Below are 21,157 nucleotides of genomic sequence, written 5' to 3' on the forward strand. Positions count from 1 at the left end.
TATGTCTCCGGTCTAAACAACATCTTCAAGCTGCCAGGCAAGACCTGACCCTGGGAATCCAGCAGCAAGATGTCGCCGTAGCAGGCATCCGAGCGACTGCGTGTGTTGTCGCCGTCCGTCATCAAAGCCATGCTGATCAAGGGGCCCGGCGCCTCGCCAAAAGCACGCGTGAAGTCCGCGACCAGATCGCGCTTGAAACTGGCCCAACCCTGATGCGCCGGATTGCGAGGCCCAGAGCCGACCACGATCTTACGAATGCGATCGCTGCGTGTGCTGGTTACCAGAGTATCGACGGGCGCGTTGGCATCCCAGACGTACATCAACAAGGCATAGGGCGGCGACTCACCGGTCAGCGTGCGCACCAGATCGAACTGCAGGCGATTGCGCAGGGACAGCTTGCTCGCGTCACCATCGAAGCCGATCAAGAGCCGCGCCGGCGCATCGTCCGAATCGGCATCGGCCACGGTGGCGGCATTCGAGAACGCGCCAATCCACCAATCGAATTGCAGGCTGGCGACCTGTTGTGCAGGCAGACTCATGCCACGCCGCCACAGACTTGCCGACTCGTTGGCCTGAGCCCGAACGCAAGACCGGCCTGCAAGCTGCACGATGTCGTACTGCGTTGACTTCTTGCCTGGCAAGTCCCGCAATGACCAATCGGCGAGCATAGACGAAGGTGCTGTGGGTCGAGTGCTTGCACCATCCTTGTGAGCGCAGCCTGCCAAGAGCAGCAAGGCCGAAACCAGAACCAGGGTCAGGTGGCCCATGGGGGCAATCGATTGACGCTGCAAAACTCCACCTCACCCATTCACAGATCTGTACATGCCAAAGAAAAAAGGGCCGACAGGCGGCCCTTTCCAGACTTTAGCAAACTCAAACCCCACCGATTAAACGGCGGGGCGAGTGGCATCAGAAACGATGACGAATGCCGACGGTGGCGCCGTAGCGATGAGTCGCACCGTTGGAGAACTTGACGTAGCCGTCAGAGAACTTGGTGTAGTCCAATTCAGCGTAAGCATCGGTGCGCTTGGAAAACGCGTAATCAGCGACGAAAGCCATGTAGTCGGCATTGCTCTTAGCGGGACCAGACAGATAGTGAGTCTGGCTGGAGTGCCAGTAATGTCCGCCCAAATTGATCTGAGGCGTGAGCTGGTAGGTCACACCGCCAGCAAACATATCGCGGTCCTGCACATCATTGGCAGCCGTATTCAAGACGGTGCCAATCAGGCCAGAGGTATAGGCCGCGCCCAGGAGGCTGCCCTTGTCGAACTTATTCTGCGCCCAAGAGGCGTTGACATACCAAGGACCACTGGTCCAGGCTGCGCCCACGGTCGCGCCCTTGACCTTCATGCCGCTAGTGTCGGTAACCTCCAGATAGCCGCCACCCAGGGCAAACTCACCGAACGCATAGCGCAGCATGCCACCCATGGACTTGTTCTGCGAATTGCCTTCGCCCGCGCTCACCTGCACCTCACCACGAAGACCACCGGCCTCGATCAGATACTTGACCATATTGTCCTGGCGCGCACCCATGGACAGGCCGATTTCAGGCTTGTATGCCTCGATATAAGGCGAGTACTTGAAGGAAGCGTAGGTCGAGGTGTAGATGTCGAACAGCACGTTGTACTGGCGACCGATGGTGATGCGACCAAAGTCGTTGGACTGCAGACCCACCCAGGACTGGCGCCAGAAATCGGCGGCAGCGGAGGTGCCGGTATCGGAATTCAGACGGTGTTCCAGATTGGCGATGGCCTTCAGACCACCACCCATATCTTCAGTGATGTTGAAACCCAGACGGCTTTGCGACATGCCGCCAGGAACGACCTGCCACAGCGCACCGGTTCCAGGCGCGGTGCCCGAGTTGCTGATGTAACGCACACCGGCATCAACAATGCCGTACATCGTCACGCTGGACTGAGCCCAAGCACCCGAGGTGCTGGCGGCCAAAAGGCTCAAGATCAGGGCGGTCTTCTTCATATCGATGTCTCCTGTTTGAAATAGGTGCAGCTGAGCCATTCTGTAGGAAGTGCGCGAATAGCGGGGCAAGCCGTTGCGCTGACCCAACAAGAGCTAACCCTGTCTCCCAGGGGACTCGATGCAGCCAGAAACAAAAAAGCCGCCCGAAGGCGGCTTTTGGAGACATCAAGCGAAAGCTTGAAGGCTCGATCAGAAGCTGTGACGCACGCCCAGATCGAAACCGCCGGAACGGCCGTCGGCGACCACTGCAGGCGAATTAGCCAAAGAGAACTTGGCTTGCTCGCCGTTGTCGATCAGGGACACGGTGGTGTACAGAGCGGTACGCTTGGACAGGTTGTAGATGTAACCTGCGGCGAATTGGTTAGCCTTGTACTTGCTCGAACCTGCACCGCTCTTGTCAGCAGCGTCGCTGTACGAAGCCCACACCGAACCAGCGCCCAGAGGAGCGGTCACGGCTGCGGTCCAAACTTCTTGCTTTGCAGCGCCGAATTCGGTCGTCGTATAGATCAGCGAAGGCTTGGCGATGCCGAAGTCATACGAAGCGCCCAGGGTCAACAGCTTGAACTTGGTGTCCACGCCGGATTCCATGTAAGCAGCGCTGACGTTGATGGCGTCGGCCTTGTAGCCAACACGGCCGCTGTACGACTTGCCGAAGGTCGAGCCTTCGCCAGCAGCAACGTCAACCGAACCGTAGAAGCCACCCAGATTGGCGGGCAGCACATAAGTCACTTGGTTGTCGTAACGACCCAGGCCAGCGCCCGAACCCAGATTGCTGTACAGGTTTTCAACGCTGCCCAGGCCGGTAGCCGAGACGGGGTCGAAGTCTTCGTAAGCCAGCTTGGTCGAGTTCTTGTTGCGACCCAGGTTCACGGTACCGAAGTCACCCCACAGGCTGACGGTAGCGCGACGGCCCCAGAACTTGCCATCCGAACCAGCAGCGGTGCCGGAGTCGACATTGACTTGGCTTTCCAACCAGAAGCCAGCCTTCAGGCCGCCGCCCAGGTCTTCAACACCGCGGACGCCCAGACGGCTGGTGGTGTTGCCACCGGAAGCCAGGCTGTAGAGGTCTTGGCCATTGGCCTTGGTGTAGCGAGCTGCAGCGTCAACCACGCCGAACAGAGTCACCGACGATTGAGCGGCTGCGACGCCAGCGAACGAGCCGAGAACGGCCAATGCAACGATAGATTTCTTCATTAGAAACTCCTAAGTATTCAACGAGGTCCCGATCTGCAAGGCTCTGCGAAAGCCCACCGGACCAACCCCCTCAGTGGAAGTTGCCGTATTTCACCAGACGAATGCATCGATTCCGCGGCTTGACAGTGTAAATATAGGGTTTACGTTGTGATGGCACAACGAACACGCTTTATCACAAATGCGTCATATTGCTAATAGGACTTTCCATTTCCATCCCGGTGAACTAGCGCTCCCCGTAAACTTCTACTCAATCTCGCATCTAGCCTCAGCCCATGCCCACTCACCATGCCTTGAGCGGCCTCGACCGTGTTCTTTCCAGCGTTGATCATGGCTTGCGGACTCTTTTCGGGCGCCCCAGCGCGGGCCGCCCTTCCCCTGCCAATCGGGTGCCCCAATCCGATTCGCGGCCTCTGAGCCCTCAAGAAGCTCAACTTTCTGCGGCCTTGATGCGCGTCAATCACGTTGGCGAGATCTGCGCGCAAGCGCTTTACCAATCACAAAGTCTGGTATGCCGCGACCCCAAGCTGCGTCGACACTTTGAACAAGCGGCCAAGGACGAGTTGGACCATCTGGCCTGGACCCAGCAGCGTTTGGACGATCTGGGCGGCCGCAGCAGCTATCTCAGCCCCTTGTGGTACGGCGGCGCCTTTGGCATCGGATGCCTGGCAGGCTTGGGCGGCGACCGCATCAGCCTCGGCTTTGTGGTGGAAACCGAGAGGCAGGTGGAGCAACACCTGGCCGGCCATATGGAGCGGCTACCAGCCGAAGACCAGGCTTCCCGCGCCGTGGTGGCGCAGATGAAGGAGGAAGAAGCCCGCCACGCCGATGAGGCCCTGGCCGCAGGGGCGCAACTTCTACCTGGCCCGGTGAAGGCGGCCATGCGCCTGAGCGCCAAGATCATGACACGTACAGCGCACCACATCTAATAATGAGTTAGCCCCGGGGAGCCTTCAAACCTCCACCAACTCCACCGAGGTGCTGATCGCCGCCGTCTTGCCCAGCATGATGCTGGCCGAGCAGTACTTTTCATGGGACAGAGCGACCGCGCGCTCGACCACATCTTGCTTAAGTCCGCGCCCGGTCACCACAAAGTGCATATGGATGGCGGTGAAGACCTTGGGCTCGGTTTCGGCCCGTTCGGCGCGCAGCTTTACTTGGCAGCCGCGCACATCGTGGCGACCACGCTTCAGAATCAGCACCACGTCATAAGCGGTGCAGCCACCGGTGCCGGCCAAGACGGTTTCCATGGGCCGCGGCGCCAAATTATGGCCACCGCCTTCGGGCGCACCGTCCATGGTGAGCAGATGGCCGCTGCCGGTCTGGGCCGAAAAAGCCATGCCGTCCGCGCCCATCCAGTTGATTGTGCATTCCATAAAAGTCTCCGTTTGAGATTGAAGCGCGCCGAGTCAAGCGCAGATCTAGACTGAAGACCCGACAAATTCCACGAGAAAATATTGCAGCGCAGCATAGCTTGCAGCTAAAATTCTATCCAAGCGATCGAACTCGCCGTCCTTCTCCAAGATCAAAGCCCTGACTTTGAAACTTCGAAAGGTACTCGGCTTTCGTTTTGCACCGTTTGTCTCCTCCACCGCCTCCATGGTGGATTCAGCCCGGACTTGCAAAAGTTCGGGCTTTTTTTCGTCTCAAGACCAGCGCATGCCCGGCCCAGCCGCCTGTAAGCAGGGCCTGCGACGCCCTGACTTATCATGCTGCACTGCAATAGATTGCAATGGAGACTTCATGGCAGCCCCGGCCCGCGCGCGCAAGACGACGACGAACAAATCCACGGACTCAGCCAAGCCTGCCTCCGGCAGCCAGCCCAGCTTGATCCCCAAGGGTGACAGCTATCTGCAGCGAATTCTGAACGCCCGCGTCTACGAAATCGCCCGCGAGACCTCCTTGACACCGGCCAAAAACCTGGCCAAGCGCCTGGGCAACAAGGTCTTGCTCAAGCGTGAGGACGAGCAAGCCGTGTTCAGCTTCAAGCTGCGCGGCGCCTACAACAAGATGGCCAACCTCAGCGCCGAGCAGTTGGGCAAGGGCGTCATCTGCGCCTCGGCCGGCAACCATGCGCAAGGTGTGGCCCTGTCGGCCAAGAAGCTGTCTTGCCGCGCCGTGATCGTGATGCCGGTCACCACGCCCAAGGTCAAGATCGACGCCGTCCAAGCCCTGGGCGGCGAGGTCGTCTTGTTTGGCGACAGCTATACCGATGCCTACGGCCACGCCCTGGAATTGGAAAAAGCCCAGGGCCTGAGCTTTGTTCACCCCTTTGATGACCCCGACGTCATCGCCGGCCAAGGCACCATCGCCATGGAGTTGCTGCGCCAGCACCCCGGCCCCATCGACGCCATCTTTGTGGCCATAGGCGGCGGCGGCTTGATCTCCGGCATTGCCGCCTACATCAAGGCCGTGCGGCCCGAGATCAAGATCATCGGCGTGCAAACCAAGGATTCGGACGCCATGGTGCGCTCGGTGCGCGCGGGCAAGCGGGTACAACTGGCCGATGTGGGCCTGTTTTCCGACGGCACCGCCGTCAAGCTGGTGGGCGAAGAAACCTTCCGCGTCACCCGCGCCCTGGTGGATGACTTCGTGCTGGTGGACACCGACGCAGTCTGCGCCGCCATCAAGGACGTGTTTGAGGACACCCGCAGCATTCTGGAGCCGGCCGGCGCCTTGGGCGTGGCGGCCGTCAAGCAGTACGTGGCCGAGCAAGGTTGCAAGGGCAAGACTTTTGTCGCCATCACCTGCGGCGCCAACATGAACTTCGACCGCCTGCGCTTTGTGGCCGAGCGAGCCGAGGTGGGCGAACACCGCGAAGCTTTATTCGCCGTCACCATCCCCGAGCAGCAAGGCAGCTTCAAACGCCTGTGTGAGTTGCTAGGCCCGCGCAGCGTGACCGAGTTCAACTACCGCATCTCGGACGCCGCCCAAGCCCATGTCTTCGTCGGCATCGCCACGCAAAAGCGCGAAGAATCGCAGAAGCTGCTCAAGACCTTCAGCAAGGCCGGCTTCGCCACCACCGACCTCACCGACAACGAGCTGGCCAAGCAGCATGTCCGCCATATGGTGGGCGGCCGCAGCGAGCTGGCGCAGAACGAGCGCCTCTACCGCTTCATCTTCCCCGAGCGGCCCGGCGCCCTGATGCGCTTTCTCTCCAGCATGCGGCCGGAATGGAATATCAGCCTCTTCCACTACCGCAATCAAGGGGCAGACTACGGTCGAATCCTGGTAGGCCTGCAAGTACCCAAGAGCGACAATGCGGCGCTGAAGAGCTTTCTGGCCACACTCAACTATCCTTACGAGGACGAGACGGACAACCCGGTCTACCAGTTCTTCTTGCGCTGACAGGACTTACGCAGAACCGCTCCCAAGCCCCCGCAAGCCATGCCCATCCAACAGTCACTGATTTCGCCCACCGCCAATCCGGAGTTGGAGAAATCGCTGCGCGAACGGGTGGAGCGGCATGCCGCCATTGCCGGTGGTTTGGGTGAGCTGGAGCCCCTGGCCGTGCGCTTGGGCCTGGTGCAGAACAGCTTGACGCCCCGTTTCCGCGACCCGGTGCTGGCTGTTTTTGCCGCCGACCACGGCCTGGCTGTGGACGGCATCGCCAATCTCTGGGGCCGCAGCACCCGCGAGCAGGCCTTGATGGCGCTGCAAAACCGCCTGCCTCTGTCCGTCTTCGCCCGCCTGCAAGGCCTGCAGCTGAGCCTGGTGGATTGCGGCATTGCCGAGCCCCTGCAACCGCATGCCAAGCTGCTGTCCCGCAAGATTGCCCACGGCACCCGCAACACCCGTCTCGGCGCGGCCATGAGCTTGGAGCAGGCCCATGCCGGTGTGCGCGTGGGCATGGAGATCGCCGACAAGCTGCAAGGCAATGTGCTGGCCTGCGCTGGCATGGGCCAGGGTTCGGCCGAGAGTGCCGCCCTGGTGCTGGCCCGGTTGATGGATTGCCCGGTGCAGGACTTCATCGTCTCCGGCCCCGATATGCGTCAGGACGATCTGGCCCGCCTGCTCGGCCTGCTGCACGGCGCACAAGCCCGGCATCGCGAGGTGGTCGAGCCGATGGAAGTGCTGGCCGCTTTTGGTGGCTTCGAGATCGCGGTGATGGTGGGCGCCATGCTGGTGGCCGCCTCCAAGCGCAGCCTCATCATCATCGACGGCATGACCGCCTGCGCCGCCCTCAAACTGGCCTCACGCATTGCCGCCCCAGTGACCGACTACGCCGTGTTCTGCCGCAGCCATGTGCATCGCGGCCTGGACGAAGCCCTGGCCTTGTTCCACGCCTCGGCCTTGCTGGAACTGGGCATGGACAGCGCCGATGGAACCGGCGCCGCCCTGGCCTGGCCCATGATTCGCAGTGCTGCGGCCCTGCTGACCGATTTGCATGAAGCGACCGACCCACGCACCGTGGGCCTGAACGCTGCCAACAGCGGCAACACCGCGCCGCACTCCCAGCCGCAGGACGCGGGCCGGGCACTGAACTCCTGAGACCGCTTACAAGCTTTAGCGCATCGGCAGATTGCCGTTTTGCTCCGCTTGCAGGGGCTGGGGCTGCGACATCTGGCCCGGCTGAGGCTGGCCATTGGGATTGCCGCCCAGCACCGTGGCCGAGGGTTGAGCCGGAGACAGGGCCCCGGTTGCCGCCGGCGCGGGGGGCGCGATCTGCAAATTCATGCTGACCACACCGCCCGAGCCCAGGCTGGCCGTTTGCTTGTCCACCGCGATCAGGCGCAACTCGCCTTCCAACACGGCGCCGATGCGCACCGTGCGCGGCACACCGTCCACCGAGATCAGGGCCAGGCCCTCACCGGCGTGCGCACCGGACTGCGCATTCTTTGGTGCCACCACGCCCAGCAGCTTGAAGCGGCTCTCAGCCACCGGCGCGGCCTCCGCCTGCTGGGGCGCGGGCACGCCGAAGAGGCGGGTCAGGTCCGCACCCGCGGCGCCACGCTCGCTCGCGGCCGAGGCCTGAGCGGGGGTCAACAAGGGTTTGGCCAGCAACTGGATGGCCCAGAAACCGCCACTGCAGGCCAGGGCGCCCCAGACCAGAAAAGCCGTCATTCGTGCAAGCATGGGCGGATTATGATTCAAGCGCTTGCGGCCCCGGGCAATTGCTTTCCCGGGTCCGCCAACATCAGCCAAGACCAAGCCACAACAAAACCCAGCATCCGCTCGCCACTATGCAAACTCAAGTCTTCACTGCCGCGCCCGCCCGGCCCCGCCGCAAGCAGTCGCGGGGCTTCACCCTGATCGAACTGCTGGTGGTGCTGGTCATCATCGGCGTGCTGGCCGCCCTGGTCGTGCCCAATGTCTTGAACCGCGCCGACGACGCCCGCGTCACCGCCGCCCGCACCGATGTCAACAATCTGATGCAGGCCCTCAAGCTCTACAAGCTGGACAACCAACGCTTCCCCAGCGCCGAGCAAGGCCTGGACGCCCTGGTGCGCAAGCCCACGGCCGGCAACCCACCGCCCAACTGGAAGCCCTATATCGACAAGCTGCCCAATGACCCCTGGGGCCGCCCTTATCAATACGCCAACCCCGGCATCAAGGGCGAGATCGACGTCTACAGCTTTGGCGCCGATGGTCGCACCGGGGGCGAAGGCAATGACGCCGACATCGGCTCTTGGCAATAAGCAGTGCCCAAAGCCCCCGGGCCTCGGTGCCGCCCTGGCATGATGCAACGTCGCGCTCAAGCCGGCTTCACCCTGATCGAATTGCTGGTCGTGGTGGCGCTGATCGCCATTGCCACGGCCACGGTCAGTCTGTCCTTGCGCGACCCGGCGGCCGCCCAGCTGGAGCGTGAGGCCGAGCGCCTGTCGGCCCTGTTTGAAACCGCCCGCGCCGAAAGCCGGGCCGCGGGCCTGAGCGTGACCTGGCAACCGGTCAAACAAGGGGATGGCAGCGAGGACCAGTTTCGCTTCCAAGGTCTGCCCAAAACCATTCAGCTGCCGCGCCGCTGGCTGGGCCAACCGGTCAGCGTCGAGATCGCCCGCGCCAACTTGATTCGCCTGGGCCCCGAGCCCTTGATCGGCGCGCAGCAGCTGCGCCTGAGCCTGGGCTCGCAACGCCTCACCCTGGCCACCGACGGCCTCTCCCCTTTCGAGGTCAAGGCCGACGATGGCTCCTGAACTGAAGCGGCCCGCGCAAGCAGGCTTCACCCTGATCGAGGTGCTGGTGGCCCTGGTCATCGTGGCCATCAGCTTGGCTGCGGGCATCAAGGCCGCCGGGGCGCTGAGCGATAACGCGGCCCGCCTGCGCAGCATCAGCTCGGCCCAGTGGTGCGCCGAGAATCAACTGACCGAGTTGCGCCTGTCCAAACAATTCCCCAGCCTGGGCGAAAGCGAATTCAGCTGCGAGCAGCTGGGCCAAACTTTTCGCGGCCAGCTCATCGTGCGCGCCACGCCTAACGCCGGCCTGCGCCGGGTCGATGCGGTGGTGATTGACGAGGCCGGTGAACACAGACTGCTGCTCAGCGGTATCGCGGGTCGCAACTGAATATGAAGCCGACCCAAGCATCACAGCGCTCCCGCGGCTTCACCCTGGTCGAGGTGCTGGTCGCCCTGGTCATCATGGCCACCATGGCCATCGTGGCCTGGCGCGGCCTGGATGCCTTGCTGAAGAGCCGCGACATCGCCCAAACCCATCTGGACCAAAGCACCCGGCTGCAAACCGTGGTCGCGCAATGGGAGCAAGACCTGCGCTCCATTCAAGACAGCGGCATTGAGGAGCCGCTCGCCTTCGACGGCGCCAGTCTGCGCATGACCCGCCAGCTGCCCGAGGGCTTGCAGGTGGTGGTCTGGACGGCACGCAATAACGCCCTGTTCCGCTGGGAGGGCCCGGTGGTGAAAACCGTGGCCGCCCTGAACGACAGCTTTCAGCGCAGCCAGCTGCAGGTCAATCAAGACGCCACCCAGCTGCGCGCCCTAGAAGGCGTCAGCGGCTGGCAGATGTATTTCTACCGCGGCAATAGCTGGAGCAATGCCCAGTCCAGCAGCGGCACGGCCAGCAACACGCCCCAGCCCGCGGCCAGCGCCGCCAGCGGCGTCAATCCCGGCCTGGGGCCGCAGCGCCCGGATCTGCCCAGCGGTGTGCGCATGGTCATCCTGTTTGGCCCCGGCAGCGGCTTCTCTGGGCCGCTGACGCGCCAGATCGCAATCGGGCAATGATGATGCGAAGCCCTCACTCACTTCAAGCGCAGCGCGGTGCAGCCCTGCTGACCGCCATGATCATCGTCACCCTGGTGGCCAGCCTGGCCGCGGCCATGGTGTGGCGGCAGTACCGCGCGGTGCAGATCGAGGCGGCCGAGCGCTCGCGCAGCCAGTCCTCGCTGATTCTGCAGGGCGCCCTGGACTGGGCACGCCTGATCCTGCGCCAAGACGCCATCGACAACCAGAAAGACCCGGTCGACAGCCTGAACGATTTCTGGGCCGTGCCGGTGGCCGAGAGCCGGGTCTCCACTTTTCTGGCCATTGAGGGCAGCAACACCGACAAGGACGGCCCCGAGGCTTTTCTGTCCGGCTCCATCAAGGATGCCCAAGCCCAGTACAACCTGCGCCATCTGCTCGGCGGCGCCCAGGTGCCGGAGCTGGAACAGCGGGTGCTGGAGCGCATCTGCCAGAGCGCGCAAACCCCGCCGGGCACCGCCGCCCTGATCATCAATCGCTTGCGCCAGGCCTTTGCCAGCAACAACAGCCAAGCCGCCTCGGCTCCCAGCGCCGGAGACGCCAGCGATGTGCCCTTGCAGCCGCGCAATCTGGATCAGCTGGTCTGGCTAGGCCTGAGCCAAGACACCATCGAGCGCCTGCGGCCCTTTGTCACCCTGCTGCCCACGCCCACACCGGTCAATCTGAATACCGCCCCACGCGAGGTCATCGCCGCCCTGTTCGACGGCATGGACCTGGCCTCGGCCGAACGCCTGGTGCAGGTGCGCCAAGGCCAGCCGCTGAAGAAGGTGCAGGACGCCAAGAATTTCCTGCCCAGCTCGGTCACCATCAGCTCCGACCGGGCCGAGGTGGTGACCTCCTACTTCAATGTCAGCGGGCGCATGCGTTTGGACGAGCGGGTGCTGGAGGAACGCTCCCTGGTCTGGCGCCGCAATCTCGATGTGCTGGTGCTGGACCGTCAACGGGTCAATCTGGTGCTGGAAGCCGGCCAGAAGAAACCCTGAGTACCCCCCGATTCCAGGGCACAAATTTCATCTGCCTCGACCCCCAGCCCCGGCCCCTGCAAATTCCGCTCCTAGAATGCGCCAGCCCAATCAATGGAAGCCCGAGCCCAGCCGGTCTCGACTTCATGCTCATCCAGAGAAGCGGCCCGGACAACACCATCCTTTTCAGCCGGGCTCGGAGCTCGCCACACTGCGTTCATGAGTACTCTGCTTGTCTTTCTACCGCCGCGCAGCCGTTTGCGCGCCCAAGGCCGCGCCATCCAGTCCAATGAGGGCCTGGGGCACACGGCCGCCGGCGCGCTGAACAAGGACTTCGACTTCCTGCTGACGACGGACGGCATCACCATCAGCCAGCAGGGCAGCCAGAGCGCCGCCCATCTGCCGCCGGCCGACACGGTGATCGCCATCCCCGCCGAGTCCGATGTGGCCTGGCAGCGGGTCACCCTGCCCAAGGCCGGCCGCCAGATGCGCTCGGCCCTGGCCGGCATGCTGGAAGAGACCCTGCTGGACGAACCCGAGAGCCTGCACTTCGCCGTGGAGCCCGAGGCCTTGGGTGGCGACACCGCCTGGGTGGCCATCACCTCGCGCCCCTGGTTGCAGCAGCAACTGGCCACGCTGGAAGCGGCGCAAGTCTTTGTAGACCGCGTCTGCCCCTTGAGCTGGCCCGAGGCGCCGCCGCGTGGCCACTTCTACCCCACCGGCCAGGAGAACAGCCCCGTCGCCCTGCGCTGGAGCCATCCCGAGGGCGTGAGCAATCTGCCCCTGGACGGCGGGCTCTCGCGCCAACTCTTCCCGCCCACCCTGGTGCAAGCCACGGAATGGACGGCCACGGCCGAGGTGGTCTCGGCCGCCGAGCGCTGGTTGGGCACGGCGGTGCCGGTGCTGAGCCCGGCACAGCGTGCGCTACGGGTGATCGCCAGCGCCTGGAATCTGCGCCAGTTCGAGCTGGCTCAGCGCACCCGTGGCGTGCGCGCCCTGCGTCAGGTCTACCGCGCCTTCATGCGGCGCGAATGGCGAGCGACGCGCTACGGCTTGATCGGCCTAGTGCTGGTGCAGTTGCTGGGTCTGAATTTGCTGGCCTGGCAAGAACACCGGCAGTTGCAAAGCCGCCGCGCCCAGCTGGACGCGACCTTGCAGGCCACCTACCCCCATATTCGCGCCATCCTCGATGCCCCGGTGCAGATGCAGCGCGAGACCGATGCCTTGCGCGCCAACGCAGGCCGCAGCGGCACGCAGGATCTGGAGTCCTTGCTGGCCGCCGCCGCCACTGCTTGGCCGGCCGATCGCGCACCGGTGGACAGCCTGACGTTTGAGCCCGGTCATCTGAGCATTGCCTCGGCCGGCTGGAGCGAGCCGCAGATCCAGCAATTCCGCAGCCAGCTTAGAAGCGAAGGCTGGCAGCTGGACGCCAGCGAGGGCAAGCTCAGCCTGAGCCGCGCCAAGGCCGACAACCGTAGGTAATGAACAAGACATGATGAGTAGCGCCCCCATGAAGTCCTGGCAGAAAACGGCCGCCCCTCTCAAAGCCCATTGGCAGACCCTGGGCGAGCGTGAGCGCTTCATGCTCAAGCTGGCGGGCGCCGCCCTGGGCCTGTTATTGCTCTGGCTGATCGCCGTGCAGCCGGCCCTGCGGGTACTGCGCCAAAGCCCGGCCCAGCTGGAAGCGGTGGATTTGCAGCTGCAGGAAATGCAAGCCCTGGCCCAGGAAGCGGCCGAGCTGCGCGGCATTGCCCCGGTGCCGGCCGCGCAAGCCGCCCAGGCCCTGCAAGCCGCCAGCGAACATCTGGGCAAGGACGCACGGCTCACCATCACCGGCGATCGCGCCGTGCTGAGCATCAACGGCATCAGCAGCGAGGCCTTGCAAGCCTGGCTGGGCGAGGTGCGCAGCGCCGCCCGCGCCCGCCCGGTTGAAGCCCAGCTGCAACGCGGGCCCAAGGGCTATGCTGGCAGCATCACCCTCAGCATCGCGGGGGTGAACGGATGAGCAAGGGCTTCAAAGCGCTTTTTGGCCGCGGCCGCCGCGGTTCCGCGCGGGCCTTCGAGCCCAGCCTGAACGGGCCCATGACGGAACACACGCAGTGGCAGGACACCCGCCAGCTGGAACCCGCCTGGCGCGGCCGCAATGTGGCGGCGCGGCGCTGGGCCGTGGCCGGGGCCTTGCTCGGTCTCTTGCTGGCCCTGATCCTGTTTGCGCCCGCCAGCTGGTTGGCACGCGGCCTGGCCAGCGCCAGCAATGGCCATCTGCTGATCACCGACACCCGCGGCAGCATCTGGAACGGCAGCGGCCTCTTGGTCCTGACCGGTGGCGAAGGCAGCCGCGACGCCAGCGTGCTGCCGGGCCGTATCAGCTGGTCCATGGGCGTGCAAGGCTGGGGCCTGGCCCTGCGGGCGCGCCAGGACTGCTGCTTCAACGGCGAGCTACAACTGCGCCTGAGCCCCGGCTGGGGCCGCTTCGAGATCGCCGTGGCCAGCCATGCCGACTGGCTGGCGCGCTGGCCCAGTGCCTGGCTGGCGGGCTTGGGCACGCCCTGGAACACCTTGCAACTGGGCGGCTCGGTACGCATGAGTGCGCGTGAGTTCCGCCTGGAATGGGTGCAGGGCCGTTGGCGCCAGTTCGGCCAGCTGGATCTGGACCTGCTGAACGTCTCCTCCCGCGTCTCCACCCTGGCGCCGCTGGGCAGCTACCGCTTCAGCGTGCTGGGTGGCACACCCGGCCAAGGTGGGGCCCAAGACGGCATCAGCCAGCTGCGCCTGAGCACCCTGGACGGTGCCCTGATCCTCAACGGCCAAGGCAGCTTCGGCCTGGGCAAGCCCCGCTTCACCCTGGAGGCCACGGCGGCCCCGGGCCGCGAGGCGGCACTGAACAATCTCCTGAATATCATCGGCCGCCGCCAAGGCGCGCGTTCCGTCTTTTCGATTGGATGAGCATGAATAAGAAATGTCTAGGAGCCAATCGGGGCACCCTGACCCTGCTGGCCGCCGCGCTGCTGAACTTGCACGGCAGCCCCGCCCTGGCCCAGGCCGATGCCGAGGCCAATGCCGCCTTAGCGCAATCATCCGCCGCCCGCATCCACAGCCCGGCGCTGAAGTCGCGCACCCCGGTGACGCTGAATTTCGTCAACGCCGATCTGGAAGGCGTGACACGCGCCATGGGCGTGATGCTGGACCGCCAGTTCATCATCGACCCGCGCGTCAAGGGCTTGATCACGGTGTACAGCGAGCAACCGGTGTCGGTGCGCGAGGCCTACCTGAACTATCTGGCCGCGCTGCGCGGCCTCGGTTTCACCGTGGTGGAGAACTCCGGCCTGCTCAAGGTCGTGCCCGAGGCCGATGCCAAGCTGCAAGCCGGCTCGGTGGCGGTGGGCACCAGCGGCGTGCGGGGTGACCAAATCATCACCCAGATCTTCAAGCTCAACCACGAGAACGCCAATAACTTGGTGGCCGTGCTGCGCCCCCTGATCAGCCCCAACAACACCATCAATGCCAACCCAGGCAATAACAGCCTGGTGATCACCGACTACGCCGAGAACCTGCAGCGCCTGGGCCGCATCATCGCGACCATGGACACGCCCGGCTCCACCGATCTGGAAGTGGTGCCGCTCAAGCATGCCATCGCCTCCGATCTGGCGGCCCTGGTGCAAAAGCTGGCCGATGGCAATGCCGCCGCCGCGGCACCCGGCCAGGCCGCTGGCTCGCTCAGCGTGCTGGCCGATGCGCGCAGCAATGCCCTGATCTTGCGCGCCGCCAACCCGGCCCGCCTGGCCCAGGCCCGCGCCATGATCGAGAAGCTGGACCAGCCCGGCAACGACGGCAATGCCAGCGGCAATATCCGCGTGGTCTATCTGAAAAATGCCGACGCCACCAAACTGGCCACCGTGCTGCGCGCTGCCTTTGCCGGCGGCAGCGGTGCTTCGGGCGGCAGCGCCAGCAGCGGCAGCAGCAGTGCTTTTGGCAGCAGCGCCAGCAGTAGCAGTGGCACGGCCAGCAGCACGCCGCTCAGCGGCATAGGCCAGAACAACTCGGCCACGGGCAGCGGCACCTCGGCCGCGGCCACCACGCCGGTCTCCGCCTCGCAAGGCCCGTCCACCGGCGGTTTTGTGCAGGCCGACCCCTCCATCAACGCCCTCATCATCACCGCGCCCGAGCCTCTGTATCGCCAGATCCGCGGCGTCATCGACCAACTCGATGTGCGCCGCGCCCAGGTCTATGTGGAGACCATGATCGTCAAGGTCGACGCGACTAAGGCGGCCCAGTTCGGCGTGCAGTGGCAAAACCTGTTCGGCAACAAGGGCGACAGCACCATCACCGGCGCCGGCACCAATTTCGGCACCGGCCTGAACAACATCATCAATGGCTCGGTGGCCACGGCCGGCGGCCGCACCGGCGTGGCCACGGCCCTGGCCAATGGCGCCGCGCCACAGGGCTTCAATATCGGCTTGCTCAAACAGGTCGGCAATTTCTACACCCTTGGCGCCATCGCCAACTTCCTGGAATCCGAGACCGGCGGCAATGTCTTGTCCACGCCTAATTTGGTGGCCCTGGACAATGAAGAAGCCAAGATCGTGATCGGCCAGAACGTGCCCTTCCTGACCGGCTCCTACGCCAACACCGGCGGCAATACCGGCGCGGCCAATCCCTTCCAGACGATTGACCGCAAGGACGTGGGCCTGACCCTGCGCATTCGCAGCCAGATCGGCGAAGGCGGCACGGTGCGTATGACGGTCTACCAGGAGAACTCCTCGGTGATCGCCGCCACCAGCACCAATAGCAGCGGCCCCACCACCGACAAGAGCGCGGTGGAGACCACCGTCTCGGTGGACGACGGCCAGATCCTGGTGCTGGGCGGCCTGATGAAGGACGAGTACGCCGACGGTGAAGACGGCGTGCCCGGCCTTTCGCAGATTCCCTTGCTGGGCAATCTGTTCAAGAGCCAAAACCGCAAGCGCATCAAGACCAATTTGATGGTCTTCCTGCGCCCGGTGGTGATGCGCAACCAGAACGCGGCCGATCAACTGACCCTGGATCGCTACGAGTCCATCCGCAGCCTGCAACAAGGCTCGCAACCCAAACCCCACATGATCTTGCCCGACACCGGCGCGCCGGTGCTGCCGCCCAGCCCGGCCACGCCGGCCGGCGGCGCGAGCAGTGCCGCGCAGCAAAAGCAGCAGCAACCTTGAACCCGCAAACGAGCAAGCGCATGGCCACACGCCACCCCCTGCCCTACGCCTTTGCCAAGGCGCATATGGTTTTGCTGGAAGACGACGGCGCTTCCCTGGTGCTGTGGGCGCCGCCCGAGGTCAGCCTGGCCAGTCTGTCGGAAGTGCAGCGCCTCTACCAGATCGACCGTTTCGAGAAAGAGCCGCGCAGCACCCTGGCCGAGCGCATCAATGCGGCTTATGCAGGCAGCGAATCCAGCGCGGCCGTGGTGATCGGCGAGGTGGAAAGCGCCGTCGACCTGAGTCGCATGATGCAGGACCTGCCCGCCGTGGAAGACCTGCTGGAAGCGGCCAATGACGCGCCCATCATCCGCATGTTGAACGCCTTGCTGACGCAGGCGGCCAAGGACGGTGCCAGCGACATCCATATCGAGCCTTACGAGCGCGCCAGCTCGGTGCGCTTCCGCGTCGACGGCACTTTGCGCGAGGTGGTGCAGCCCAATCGGGGCCTGCATGCCGCACTGATCTCGCGCCTGAAGATCATGGCCGAGCTGGACATCGCCGAGAAGCGCCTGCCGCAAGACGGCCGCATCAGCTTGCGCATCGGCGGCCGTGCCATCGATGTGCGCGTCTCCACCCTGCCCTCGGCCCACGGCGAGCGTGCCGTGCTGCGCCTGCTGGACAAGACCGAATCCAAGTTCACGCTCGAAGGCCTGGGCATGAGCGGCGACGTTCTCTCGGCCTTCAAAAAGCTGGTGCAGCAGCCGCATGGCATCGTCTTGGTGACCGGCCCGACCGGCTCGGGCAAGACCACCAGCCTCTACGCCTCGCTGCAAACGGTGGACACCAGCACCACCAATGTCTTGACGGTGGAAGACCCGATTGAGTACGAGCTCTCAGGCGTGGGCCAGACGCAGGTCAATGCCAAGATCGACCTCAGCTTCGCCAAGGCCTTGCGCGCCATCCTGCGCCAGGATCCGGACGTCATCATGATCGGTGAAATCCGCGATTACGAGACCGCGCAGATCGCCATTCAGGCCTCGCTCACCGGTCACCTGGTGCTGGCCACCTTGCACACCAATGACGCGCCTAGCGCCGTGACTCGACTGACCGATATGGGCGTCGAGCCCTTTTTGCTCAGCTCCAGCCTGCTGGGCGTGCTGGCCCAGCGCCTGGTGCGCAAGCTCTGCCCGGTCTGCAAGCGCGAGGACGAGCATGGCCACTTCCATCCGGTCGGCTGCGAGGCCTGCTCCAAGACCGGCTACAAGGGCCGCACCGGCGTGTACGAGCTGATGGTGGCAGACGACCATGTGCGCGGCCTGATCCACCAGCAGGCGGCCGAGAGCGAGTTGCTGGCCGCCGCACAGCGTGTGGGCCTGCGCTCCATGCGCGAGGACGGCGCACGCCTGATTTCGCAAGGCATCACCTCGGAAGAAGAAGTGCTGCGCGTCACGCGAGACTAGAAACCCCACCATGCCGGCCTATAAGTACGAAGCCCTCAACGAAGCCGGCCGCGCCAGCAGCGGCCTGATCGAAGCCGACAACCCGCGCGTGGCCCGTGCCCAGCTGCGCGCCCTGAACCTGGTGCCGCTGAGCATCACGCCGGTGCAGCAGCATGGCCAGGCCGGTGGCAGCCGCTTTGCCCGCCGCATCTTCAGCCCTACGGCCCTGGCCGTGTGGACGCGTCAACTGGCCGGCCTGGTCGGCGCCGGCCTGCCGCTGGAGCGTGCGCTCACGGCCCTGGCCGATGAGAGCGAGGATGACAAACAACGCGAGCTGCTCTCGCAGCTCAAGGCCGAGGTCAATGCCGGCTCGCCTTTTGCGCGCGCCCTGGCCAGCGCGCCGCGCGAGTTCGACGAGGTCTTCCGCGGCGTGGTCGCGGCCGGTGAACAAAGCGGCGCCCTGGGGCCGGTGCTGGAGAAACTGGCCGACGATCTGGAAGAGCGCCAAGACCTCAAGGGCAAGCTGATGGGCGCCATGGCCTACCCGGCCATCGTGTCCCTGATCTCGGTGTTCATCGTGATCTTTTTGGTCACCTATGTGGTGCCGCAGATCGCCACCGTGTTCACCAGCTCCAAGCGCGCCCTGCCCGGCATCACCATCGCCATGCTGGCCATCAGCGCCTTTGTGCGCGAGTGGGGCTGGCTGATGCTGCTGAGCCTCATCGCTGGCGGCTTCGCGCTGAACGCCGCGCTCAAGCGCGCGGCCTTCCGCATCCGCTTTGATTCCGCCATGCTGGGCCTGCCCGTCATCGGCCGGCTCGCGCGCGGCTATAACGCGGCCCGCTTCGCCGGCACCCTGGCCATGCTGGCGGGTTCGGGCGTGCCGATTCTGAAGGCCTTGCAAGCCGCGGCCGAAACCCTGTCCAACCACGCCATGCGGGCCGATGCGCTGGACGCCCTGGTGCAGGTGCGTGAAGGCGCGCCCCTGGGCGCAGCCTTGGCGGGCAAGAAGCGCTTCCCCGGCATCCTGGCCATGTTTGCCCGCCTGGGTGAGCAGACGGGTCAGCTGCCGCAGATGCTGGACCGCGCCGCCCGCCAGCTCAGCGTCGAGGTGCAGCGCCGCTCCATGGCGGCCGCCACCTTGCTGGAGCCCTTGCTGATCGTCGCCATGGGCGCCGTCGTGCTGATGATTGTGCTGGCCGTGCTGCTGCCCATCATCCAGCTCAACACCTGGGTGAAGTAAGCACACAAGCCCTGCCCCGGGTCAGTGGCCCGGCGCTTCCACATCCGGCTCAACACTGCTGAGCAAGCGCATATCGGCCACCGAGCTGCCGTCTGGCGCGCTGGAGATGGCGTCCACATAGCGCATGCCCACGGCGATGTCGACGCCCGAATAGGCTTGGGTGCTGTAGACCTGGGCGCCCAGCGAGGGGTCACGCGCCACCACGCTGACCAGCAAGCGGCTGCTGCTGTCTTGCAAGGAAGGGCTGTCGGGCAGCAAGAGGTCTTGCAAGGGGCTGTCCGGGCCGATCTCGTGGATCAGGGTCCAGGTCAGGGGGAAGAAAGGCATGTCATCGCGGGCCAGCTTCAGGTCCACCGAACGCCTGAAGCGCTGGCCATCGGGGGAGTCACCAGTTTGCAAGCTGGTGATGCGCACCGTCGCCTCATGCAGAGGGTGCAAACGCCCGTTGCCGATGCGAATCATCAGGCTGGCCCGGCCCTTGCGCCACAGCAGCACGGGCTTGTCGGCAAACAGAATCTTGGCCTTGGGCTTGGAGAAGCGCACAAAAACCAGGCCCGTCATCACCGCCGTCAGCAAGGTGCCAACAAAGGTCTCGACCGCCGACACCACATGGCCGTACAAGCTGATGGGCGCCATATTGCCGTAGCCCACCGTGGCCAGGGTTTCGATGCTGAAGAAGAAGGCATCGACCAAGGAGTAGGCCGGCAGATTCGACACACTGCCCGGCTTGATGAAGTAGAGCAGGGCGAACAAGCCATTGATGGCCAGGTACAGGCCGATCAAGGCGAGCAAGAACTGACCCCAGCCCAGGGTCAGGGCCAGGTGATAGGGGTCGGCAAGGTCGAAGCGGGACACGCCCAGTTTTTCCATCCGCGAGACATTGCTGCCCACCTTGGCGGCCAGCTGCATGGGCAGGGCTTTGCTGCTATTCCTGGCTTTGGCATGCGACATGAGGCAAACACTTTCTTGATCGACGGCGGGCGAGAAATTCACCTGGGACTGACCCGTATCATGCGTTCACCCTGTTCTTGAATCGACCGTTCAAATACTTATGCCAGCCACACTCGAGGGTCAACTCGTCGTCGCCATTTCCTCGCGCGCCCTCTTCGATTTCGAGGAAGAGAACCAGTTCTTCGAGGACGGTGACGACCGCGCCTATATGGCCCTGCAGCAAGAGCGGCTGGATCTGCCCGCCAAACCCGGCGTGGCCTTCTCCCTGGTGCAAAAGCTCTTGGCCTTCAATAGCGATGCGGCCCAGCCGCGGGTGGAGGTGGTGGTGCTGTCGCGCAATGACCCGATTTCGGGCATGCGGGTGTTCCGTTCGGCCAAGCATTACGGCCTGCCCATCCAGCGCGGTGTGTTCACCCGAGGTGAGTCGCCCTGGCGCTATCTGCGCCCGCTCAAAGCCCATCTGTTTCTCTCGGTCAACGAGGCCGATGTACGCCAGGCCTTGAACGCCGGTGTGGCGGCGGCGCGGGTCTACCCGCTCTCGGCCCATGCCAGTGCCGAGCACCCCAAGGAGCTGCGCATCGCCTTTGACGGCGACGCCGTGCTCTTCTCAGACGAGGCCGAGCAGGTGTTCCAACGCGAGGGCCTGAACGCCTTCCAGGACCACGAGATCGCCCACGCCAACACGCCCCTACCCGCCGGGCCCTTCAAGCCGGTGTTGGAGGCCTTGCACCGCCTGCAGCAAGACGCATCGAGCGGCGCGATGCGGGTTCGCACCGCCCTGGTCACGGCCCGCAGCGCACCGGCCCATGAACGCGCCATCCGCACGCTGATGGACTGGCGCATCGAGGTCGACGAGGCCATGTTCCTCGGTGGCCTGGCCAAAGGCGAATTCCTGCGCGAGTTCGAGCCCGACTTCTTCTTCGACGATCAGGCCGGCCATATCGCCAGCGCTGCCGCCCATGTGCCCTCGGGCCATGTGGCGGCCGGCATTGCCAATGGCTGAGCCCACGCTTTGAGAGAACCT

General features: G+C 64.5%; 21 protein-coding genes. 15 read left to right on the top strand and 6 right to left on the bottom strand.

What is annotated here, in order from left to right; genetic code table 11:
* The 3 genes from DBR47_RS19495 to DBR47_RS19505 all read right to left on the bottom strand — a co-directional run.
* The coding region (locus tag DBR47_RS19495) for a DUF3047 domain-containing protein (protein ID WP_124453207.1) at window positions 1–767 on the bottom strand (767 nt) is incomplete at its 3' end.
* A 142-nt stretch (window positions 768–909) separates the two neighbouring features.
* Window positions 910–1,977 (bottom strand): porin, encoded by a 1,068-nt coding sequence (locus DBR47_RS19500; RefSeq protein ID WP_124453209.1) that lies wholly within the window; start codon window positions 1,975–1,977, stop codon window positions 910–912.
* Window positions 1,978–2,166: 189 nt separating this feature from the next.
* Complete coding sequence (locus tag DBR47_RS19505) at window positions 2,167–3,171, bottom strand: porin (RefSeq protein ID WP_124453211.1); 1,005 nt, start codon at window positions 3,169–3,171, stop codon at window positions 2,167–2,169.
* Between the two features lie 272 nt (window positions 3,172–3,443).
* Between DBR47_RS19505 and coq7 the strand changes: the two genes are divergently transcribed.
* On the top strand, window positions 3,444–4,097 hold the full coding sequence (gene coq7 / locus DBR47_RS19510) for a 2-polyprenyl-3-methyl-6-methoxy-1,4-benzoquinone monooxygenase (RefSeq protein WP_124453213.1): 654 nt from the start codon (window positions 3,444–3,446) through the stop codon (window positions 4,095–4,097).
* Between the two features lie 24 nt (window positions 4,098–4,121).
* On the opposite strand, the gene DBR47_RS19515 is transcribed toward coq7, so the two are convergent.
* Entirely contained in the window at window positions 4,122–4,544 is a 423-nt protein-coding gene (locus DBR47_RS19515; protein ID WP_124453215.1) for an OsmC family protein, read from the bottom strand.
* A 367-nt stretch (window positions 4,545–4,911) separates the two neighbouring features.
* On the opposite strand from DBR47_RS19515, the gene ilvA reads away from it, so the two are divergent.
* Together ilvA and DBR47_RS19525 are read left to right on the top strand one after the other, a co-directional pair.
* Window positions 4,912–6,516 (top strand): threonine ammonia-lyase, biosynthetic, encoded by a 1,605-nt coding sequence (gene ilvA / locus DBR47_RS19520; RefSeq protein WP_124453217.1) that lies wholly within the window; start codon window positions 4,912–4,914, stop codon window positions 6,514–6,516.
* Window positions 6,517–6,555: 39 nt separating this feature from the next.
* Entirely contained in the window at window positions 6,556–7,659 is a 1,104-nt protein-coding gene (locus tag DBR47_RS19525; RefSeq protein WP_124453218.1) for a nicotinate-nucleotide--dimethylbenzimidazole phosphoribosyltransferase, read from the top strand.
* A gap of 15 nt (window positions 7,660–7,674) precedes the next feature.
* Here DBR47_RS19525 and DBR47_RS19530 read toward each other — a convergent pair whose 3' ends face one another.
* Entirely contained in the window at window positions 7,675–8,244 is a 570-nt protein-coding gene (locus DBR47_RS19530) for a type II secretion system protein N (RefSeq protein ID WP_124453219.1), read from the bottom strand.
* A 107-nt stretch (window positions 8,245–8,351) separates the two neighbouring features.
* Between DBR47_RS19530 and gspG the strand changes: the two genes are divergently transcribed.
* From gspG to gspF, 11 genes are all read left to right on the top strand, one after another.
* A complete protein-coding gene (gene gspG, locus DBR47_RS19535; protein WP_124453220.1) occupies window positions 8,352–8,807 on the top strand; it encodes a type II secretion system major pseudopilin GspG in 456 nt (151 codons plus the stop codon).
* A 42-nt stretch (window positions 8,808–8,849) separates the two neighbouring features.
* Window positions 8,850–9,302, top strand: a complete 453-nt coding sequence (locus DBR47_RS19540) for a Tfp pilus assembly protein FimT/FimU (RefSeq protein WP_197047171.1) — start codon at window positions 8,850–8,852, stop codon at window positions 9,300–9,302.
* Window positions 9,292–9,669 (top strand): type II secretion system minor pseudopilin GspI, encoded by a 378-nt coding sequence (gene gspI / locus DBR47_RS19545; protein WP_124453222.1) that lies wholly within the window; start codon window positions 9,292–9,294, stop codon window positions 9,667–9,669. Before DBR47_RS19540 ends, gspI begins: the two co-directional genes overlap by 11 nt.
* A 2-nt stretch (window positions 9,670–9,671) precedes the next feature.
* Entirely contained in the window at window positions 9,672–10,340 is a 669-nt protein-coding gene (locus tag DBR47_RS19550; protein WP_124453223.1) for a type II secretion system protein J, read from the top strand.
* A gap of 2 nt (window positions 10,341–10,342) precedes the next feature.
* Window positions 10,343–11,341 (top strand): type II secretion system minor pseudopilin GspK, encoded by a 999-nt coding sequence (gspK, locus tag DBR47_RS19555; RefSeq protein WP_124453224.1) that lies wholly within the window; start codon window positions 10,343–10,345, stop codon window positions 11,339–11,341.
* Between the two features lie 198 nt (window positions 11,342–11,539).
* The gene (gene gspL, locus DBR47_RS19560) at window positions 11,540–12,802 is read left to right on the top strand and encodes a type II secretion system protein GspL (RefSeq protein WP_197047172.1); all 1,263 of its coding nucleotides are present in this window, start codon (window positions 11,540–11,542) and stop codon (window positions 12,800–12,802) included.
* A 13-nt stretch (window positions 12,803–12,815) separates the two neighbouring features.
* A complete protein-coding gene (gene gspM / locus DBR47_RS19565; protein WP_231512408.1) occupies window positions 12,816–13,325 on the top strand; it encodes a type II secretion system protein GspM in 510 nt (169 codons plus the stop codon).
* Window positions 13,326–13,402: 77 nt separating this feature from the next.
* Complete coding sequence (locus tag DBR47_RS19570; protein ID WP_231512409.1) at window positions 13,403–14,266, top strand: type II secretion system protein N; 864 nt, start codon at window positions 13,403–13,405, stop codon at window positions 14,264–14,266.
* Window positions 14,267–14,268: 2 nt separating this feature from the next.
* A complete protein-coding gene (gspD, locus tag DBR47_RS19575) occupies window positions 14,269–16,518 on the top strand; it encodes a type II secretion system secretin GspD (RefSeq protein WP_231512410.1) in 2,250 nt (749 codons plus the stop codon).
* A gap of 20 nt (window positions 16,519–16,538) precedes the next feature.
* Entirely contained in the window at window positions 16,539–17,960 is a 1,422-nt protein-coding gene (gspE, locus tag DBR47_RS19580; RefSeq protein WP_124453228.1) for a type II secretion system ATPase GspE, read from the top strand.
* Between the two features lie 10 nt (window positions 17,961–17,970).
* Window positions 17,971–19,182: a type II secretion system inner membrane protein GspF gene (gene gspF / locus DBR47_RS19585; protein ID WP_124453231.1), complete on the top strand. Its 1,212-nt coding sequence runs from the start codon at window positions 17,971–17,973 to the stop codon at window positions 19,180–19,182.
* Window positions 19,183–19,203: 21 nt separating this feature from the next.
* Here the strand turns inward: gspF and DBR47_RS19590 are convergent, their stop codons facing one another.
* Complete coding sequence (locus tag DBR47_RS19590; protein ID WP_124453233.1) at window positions 19,204–20,133, bottom strand: ion channel; 930 nt, start codon at window positions 20,131–20,133, stop codon at window positions 19,204–19,206.
* Between the two features lie 100 nt (window positions 20,134–20,233).
* Here DBR47_RS19590 and DBR47_RS19595 point away from each other — a divergent pair, with 100 nt between their 5' ends.
* Window positions 20,234–21,136 (top strand): 5'-nucleotidase, encoded by a 903-nt coding sequence (locus DBR47_RS19595; RefSeq protein WP_124453235.1) that lies wholly within the window; start codon window positions 20,234–20,236, stop codon window positions 21,134–21,136.
* Window positions 21,137–21,157 lie beyond the last annotated feature (21 nt).

Origin of the sequence: Paucibacter sp. KBW04 (assembly GCF_003852425.1) — a bacterium.
Taxonomy (GTDB): Bacteria; Pseudomonadota; Gammaproteobacteria; order Burkholderiales; family Burkholderiaceae_C; genus Paucibacter_A.

Bases quoted from the DNA above. Each gene is read 5' to 3' on its own strand.
- gspL (WP_197047172.1), top strand. From the start codon at position 11,540: ATGAGTACTCTGCTTGTCTTTCTACCGCCGCGCAGCCGTTTGCGCGCC.
- DBR47_RS19515 (WP_124453215.1), bottom strand. From the start codon at position 4,544: ATGGAATGCACAATCAACTGGATGGGCGCGGACGGCATGGCTTTTTCG.
- coq7 (WP_124453213.1), top strand. From the start codon at position 3,444: ATGCCCACTCACCATGCCTTGAGCGGCCTCGACCGTGTTCTTTCCAGC.
- DBR47_RS19500 (WP_124453209.1), bottom strand. From the start codon at position 1,977: ATGAAGAAGACCGCCCTGATCTTGAGCCTTTTGGCCGCCAGCACCTCG.
- DBR47_RS19590 (WP_124453233.1), bottom strand. From the start codon at position 20,133: ATGTCGCATGCCAAAGCCAGGAATAGCAGCAAAGCCCTGCCCATGCAG.
- gspD (WP_231512410.1), top strand. From the start codon at position 14,269: ATGAATAAGAAATGTCTAGGAGCCAATCGGGGCACCCTGACCCTGCTG.
- gspF (WP_124453231.1), top strand. From the start codon at position 17,971: ATGCCGGCCTATAAGTACGAAGCCCTCAACGAAGCCGGCCGCGCCAGC.
- gspM (WP_231512408.1), top strand. From the start codon at position 12,816: ATGAGTAGCGCCCCCATGAAGTCCTGGCAGAAAACGGCCGCCCCTCTC.
- ilvA (WP_124453217.1), top strand. From the start codon at position 4,912: ATGGCAGCCCCGGCCCGCGCGCGCAAGACGACGACGAACAAATCCACG.
- DBR47_RS19595 (WP_124453235.1), top strand. From the start codon at position 20,234: ATGCCAGCCACACTCGAGGGTCAACTCGTCGTCGCCATTTCCTCGCGC.
- DBR47_RS19530 (WP_124453219.1), bottom strand. From the start codon at position 8,244: ATGCTTGCACGAATGACGGCTTTTCTGGTCTGGGGCGCCCTGGCCTGC.
- gspI (WP_124453222.1), top strand. From the start codon at position 9,292: ATGGCTCCTGAACTGAAGCGGCCCGCGCAAGCAGGCTTCACCCTGATC.
- DBR47_RS19540 (WP_197047171.1), top strand. From the start codon at position 8,850: ATGCAACGTCGCGCTCAAGCCGGCTTCACCCTGATCGAATTGCTGGTC.
- gspK (WP_124453224.1), top strand. From the start codon at position 10,343: ATGCGAAGCCCTCACTCACTTCAAGCGCAGCGCGGTGCAGCCCTGCTG.
- DBR47_RS19550 (WP_124453223.1), top strand. From the start codon at position 9,672: ATGAAGCCGACCCAAGCATCACAGCGCTCCCGCGGCTTCACCCTGGTC.
- gspG (WP_124453220.1), top strand. From the start codon at position 8,352: ATGCAAACTCAAGTCTTCACTGCCGCGCCCGCCCGGCCCCGCCGCAAG.
- gspE (WP_124453228.1), top strand. From the start codon at position 16,539: ATGGCCACACGCCACCCCCTGCCCTACGCCTTTGCCAAGGCGCATATG.
- DBR47_RS19570 (WP_231512409.1), top strand. From the start codon at position 13,403: ATGACGGAACACACGCAGTGGCAGGACACCCGCCAGCTGGAACCCGCC.
- DBR47_RS19505 (WP_124453211.1), bottom strand. From the start codon at position 3,171: ATGAAGAAATCTATCGTTGCATTGGCCGTTCTCGGCTCGTTCGCTGGC.
- DBR47_RS19525 (WP_124453218.1), top strand. From the start codon at position 6,556: ATGCCCATCCAACAGTCACTGATTTCGCCCACCGCCAATCCGGAGTTG.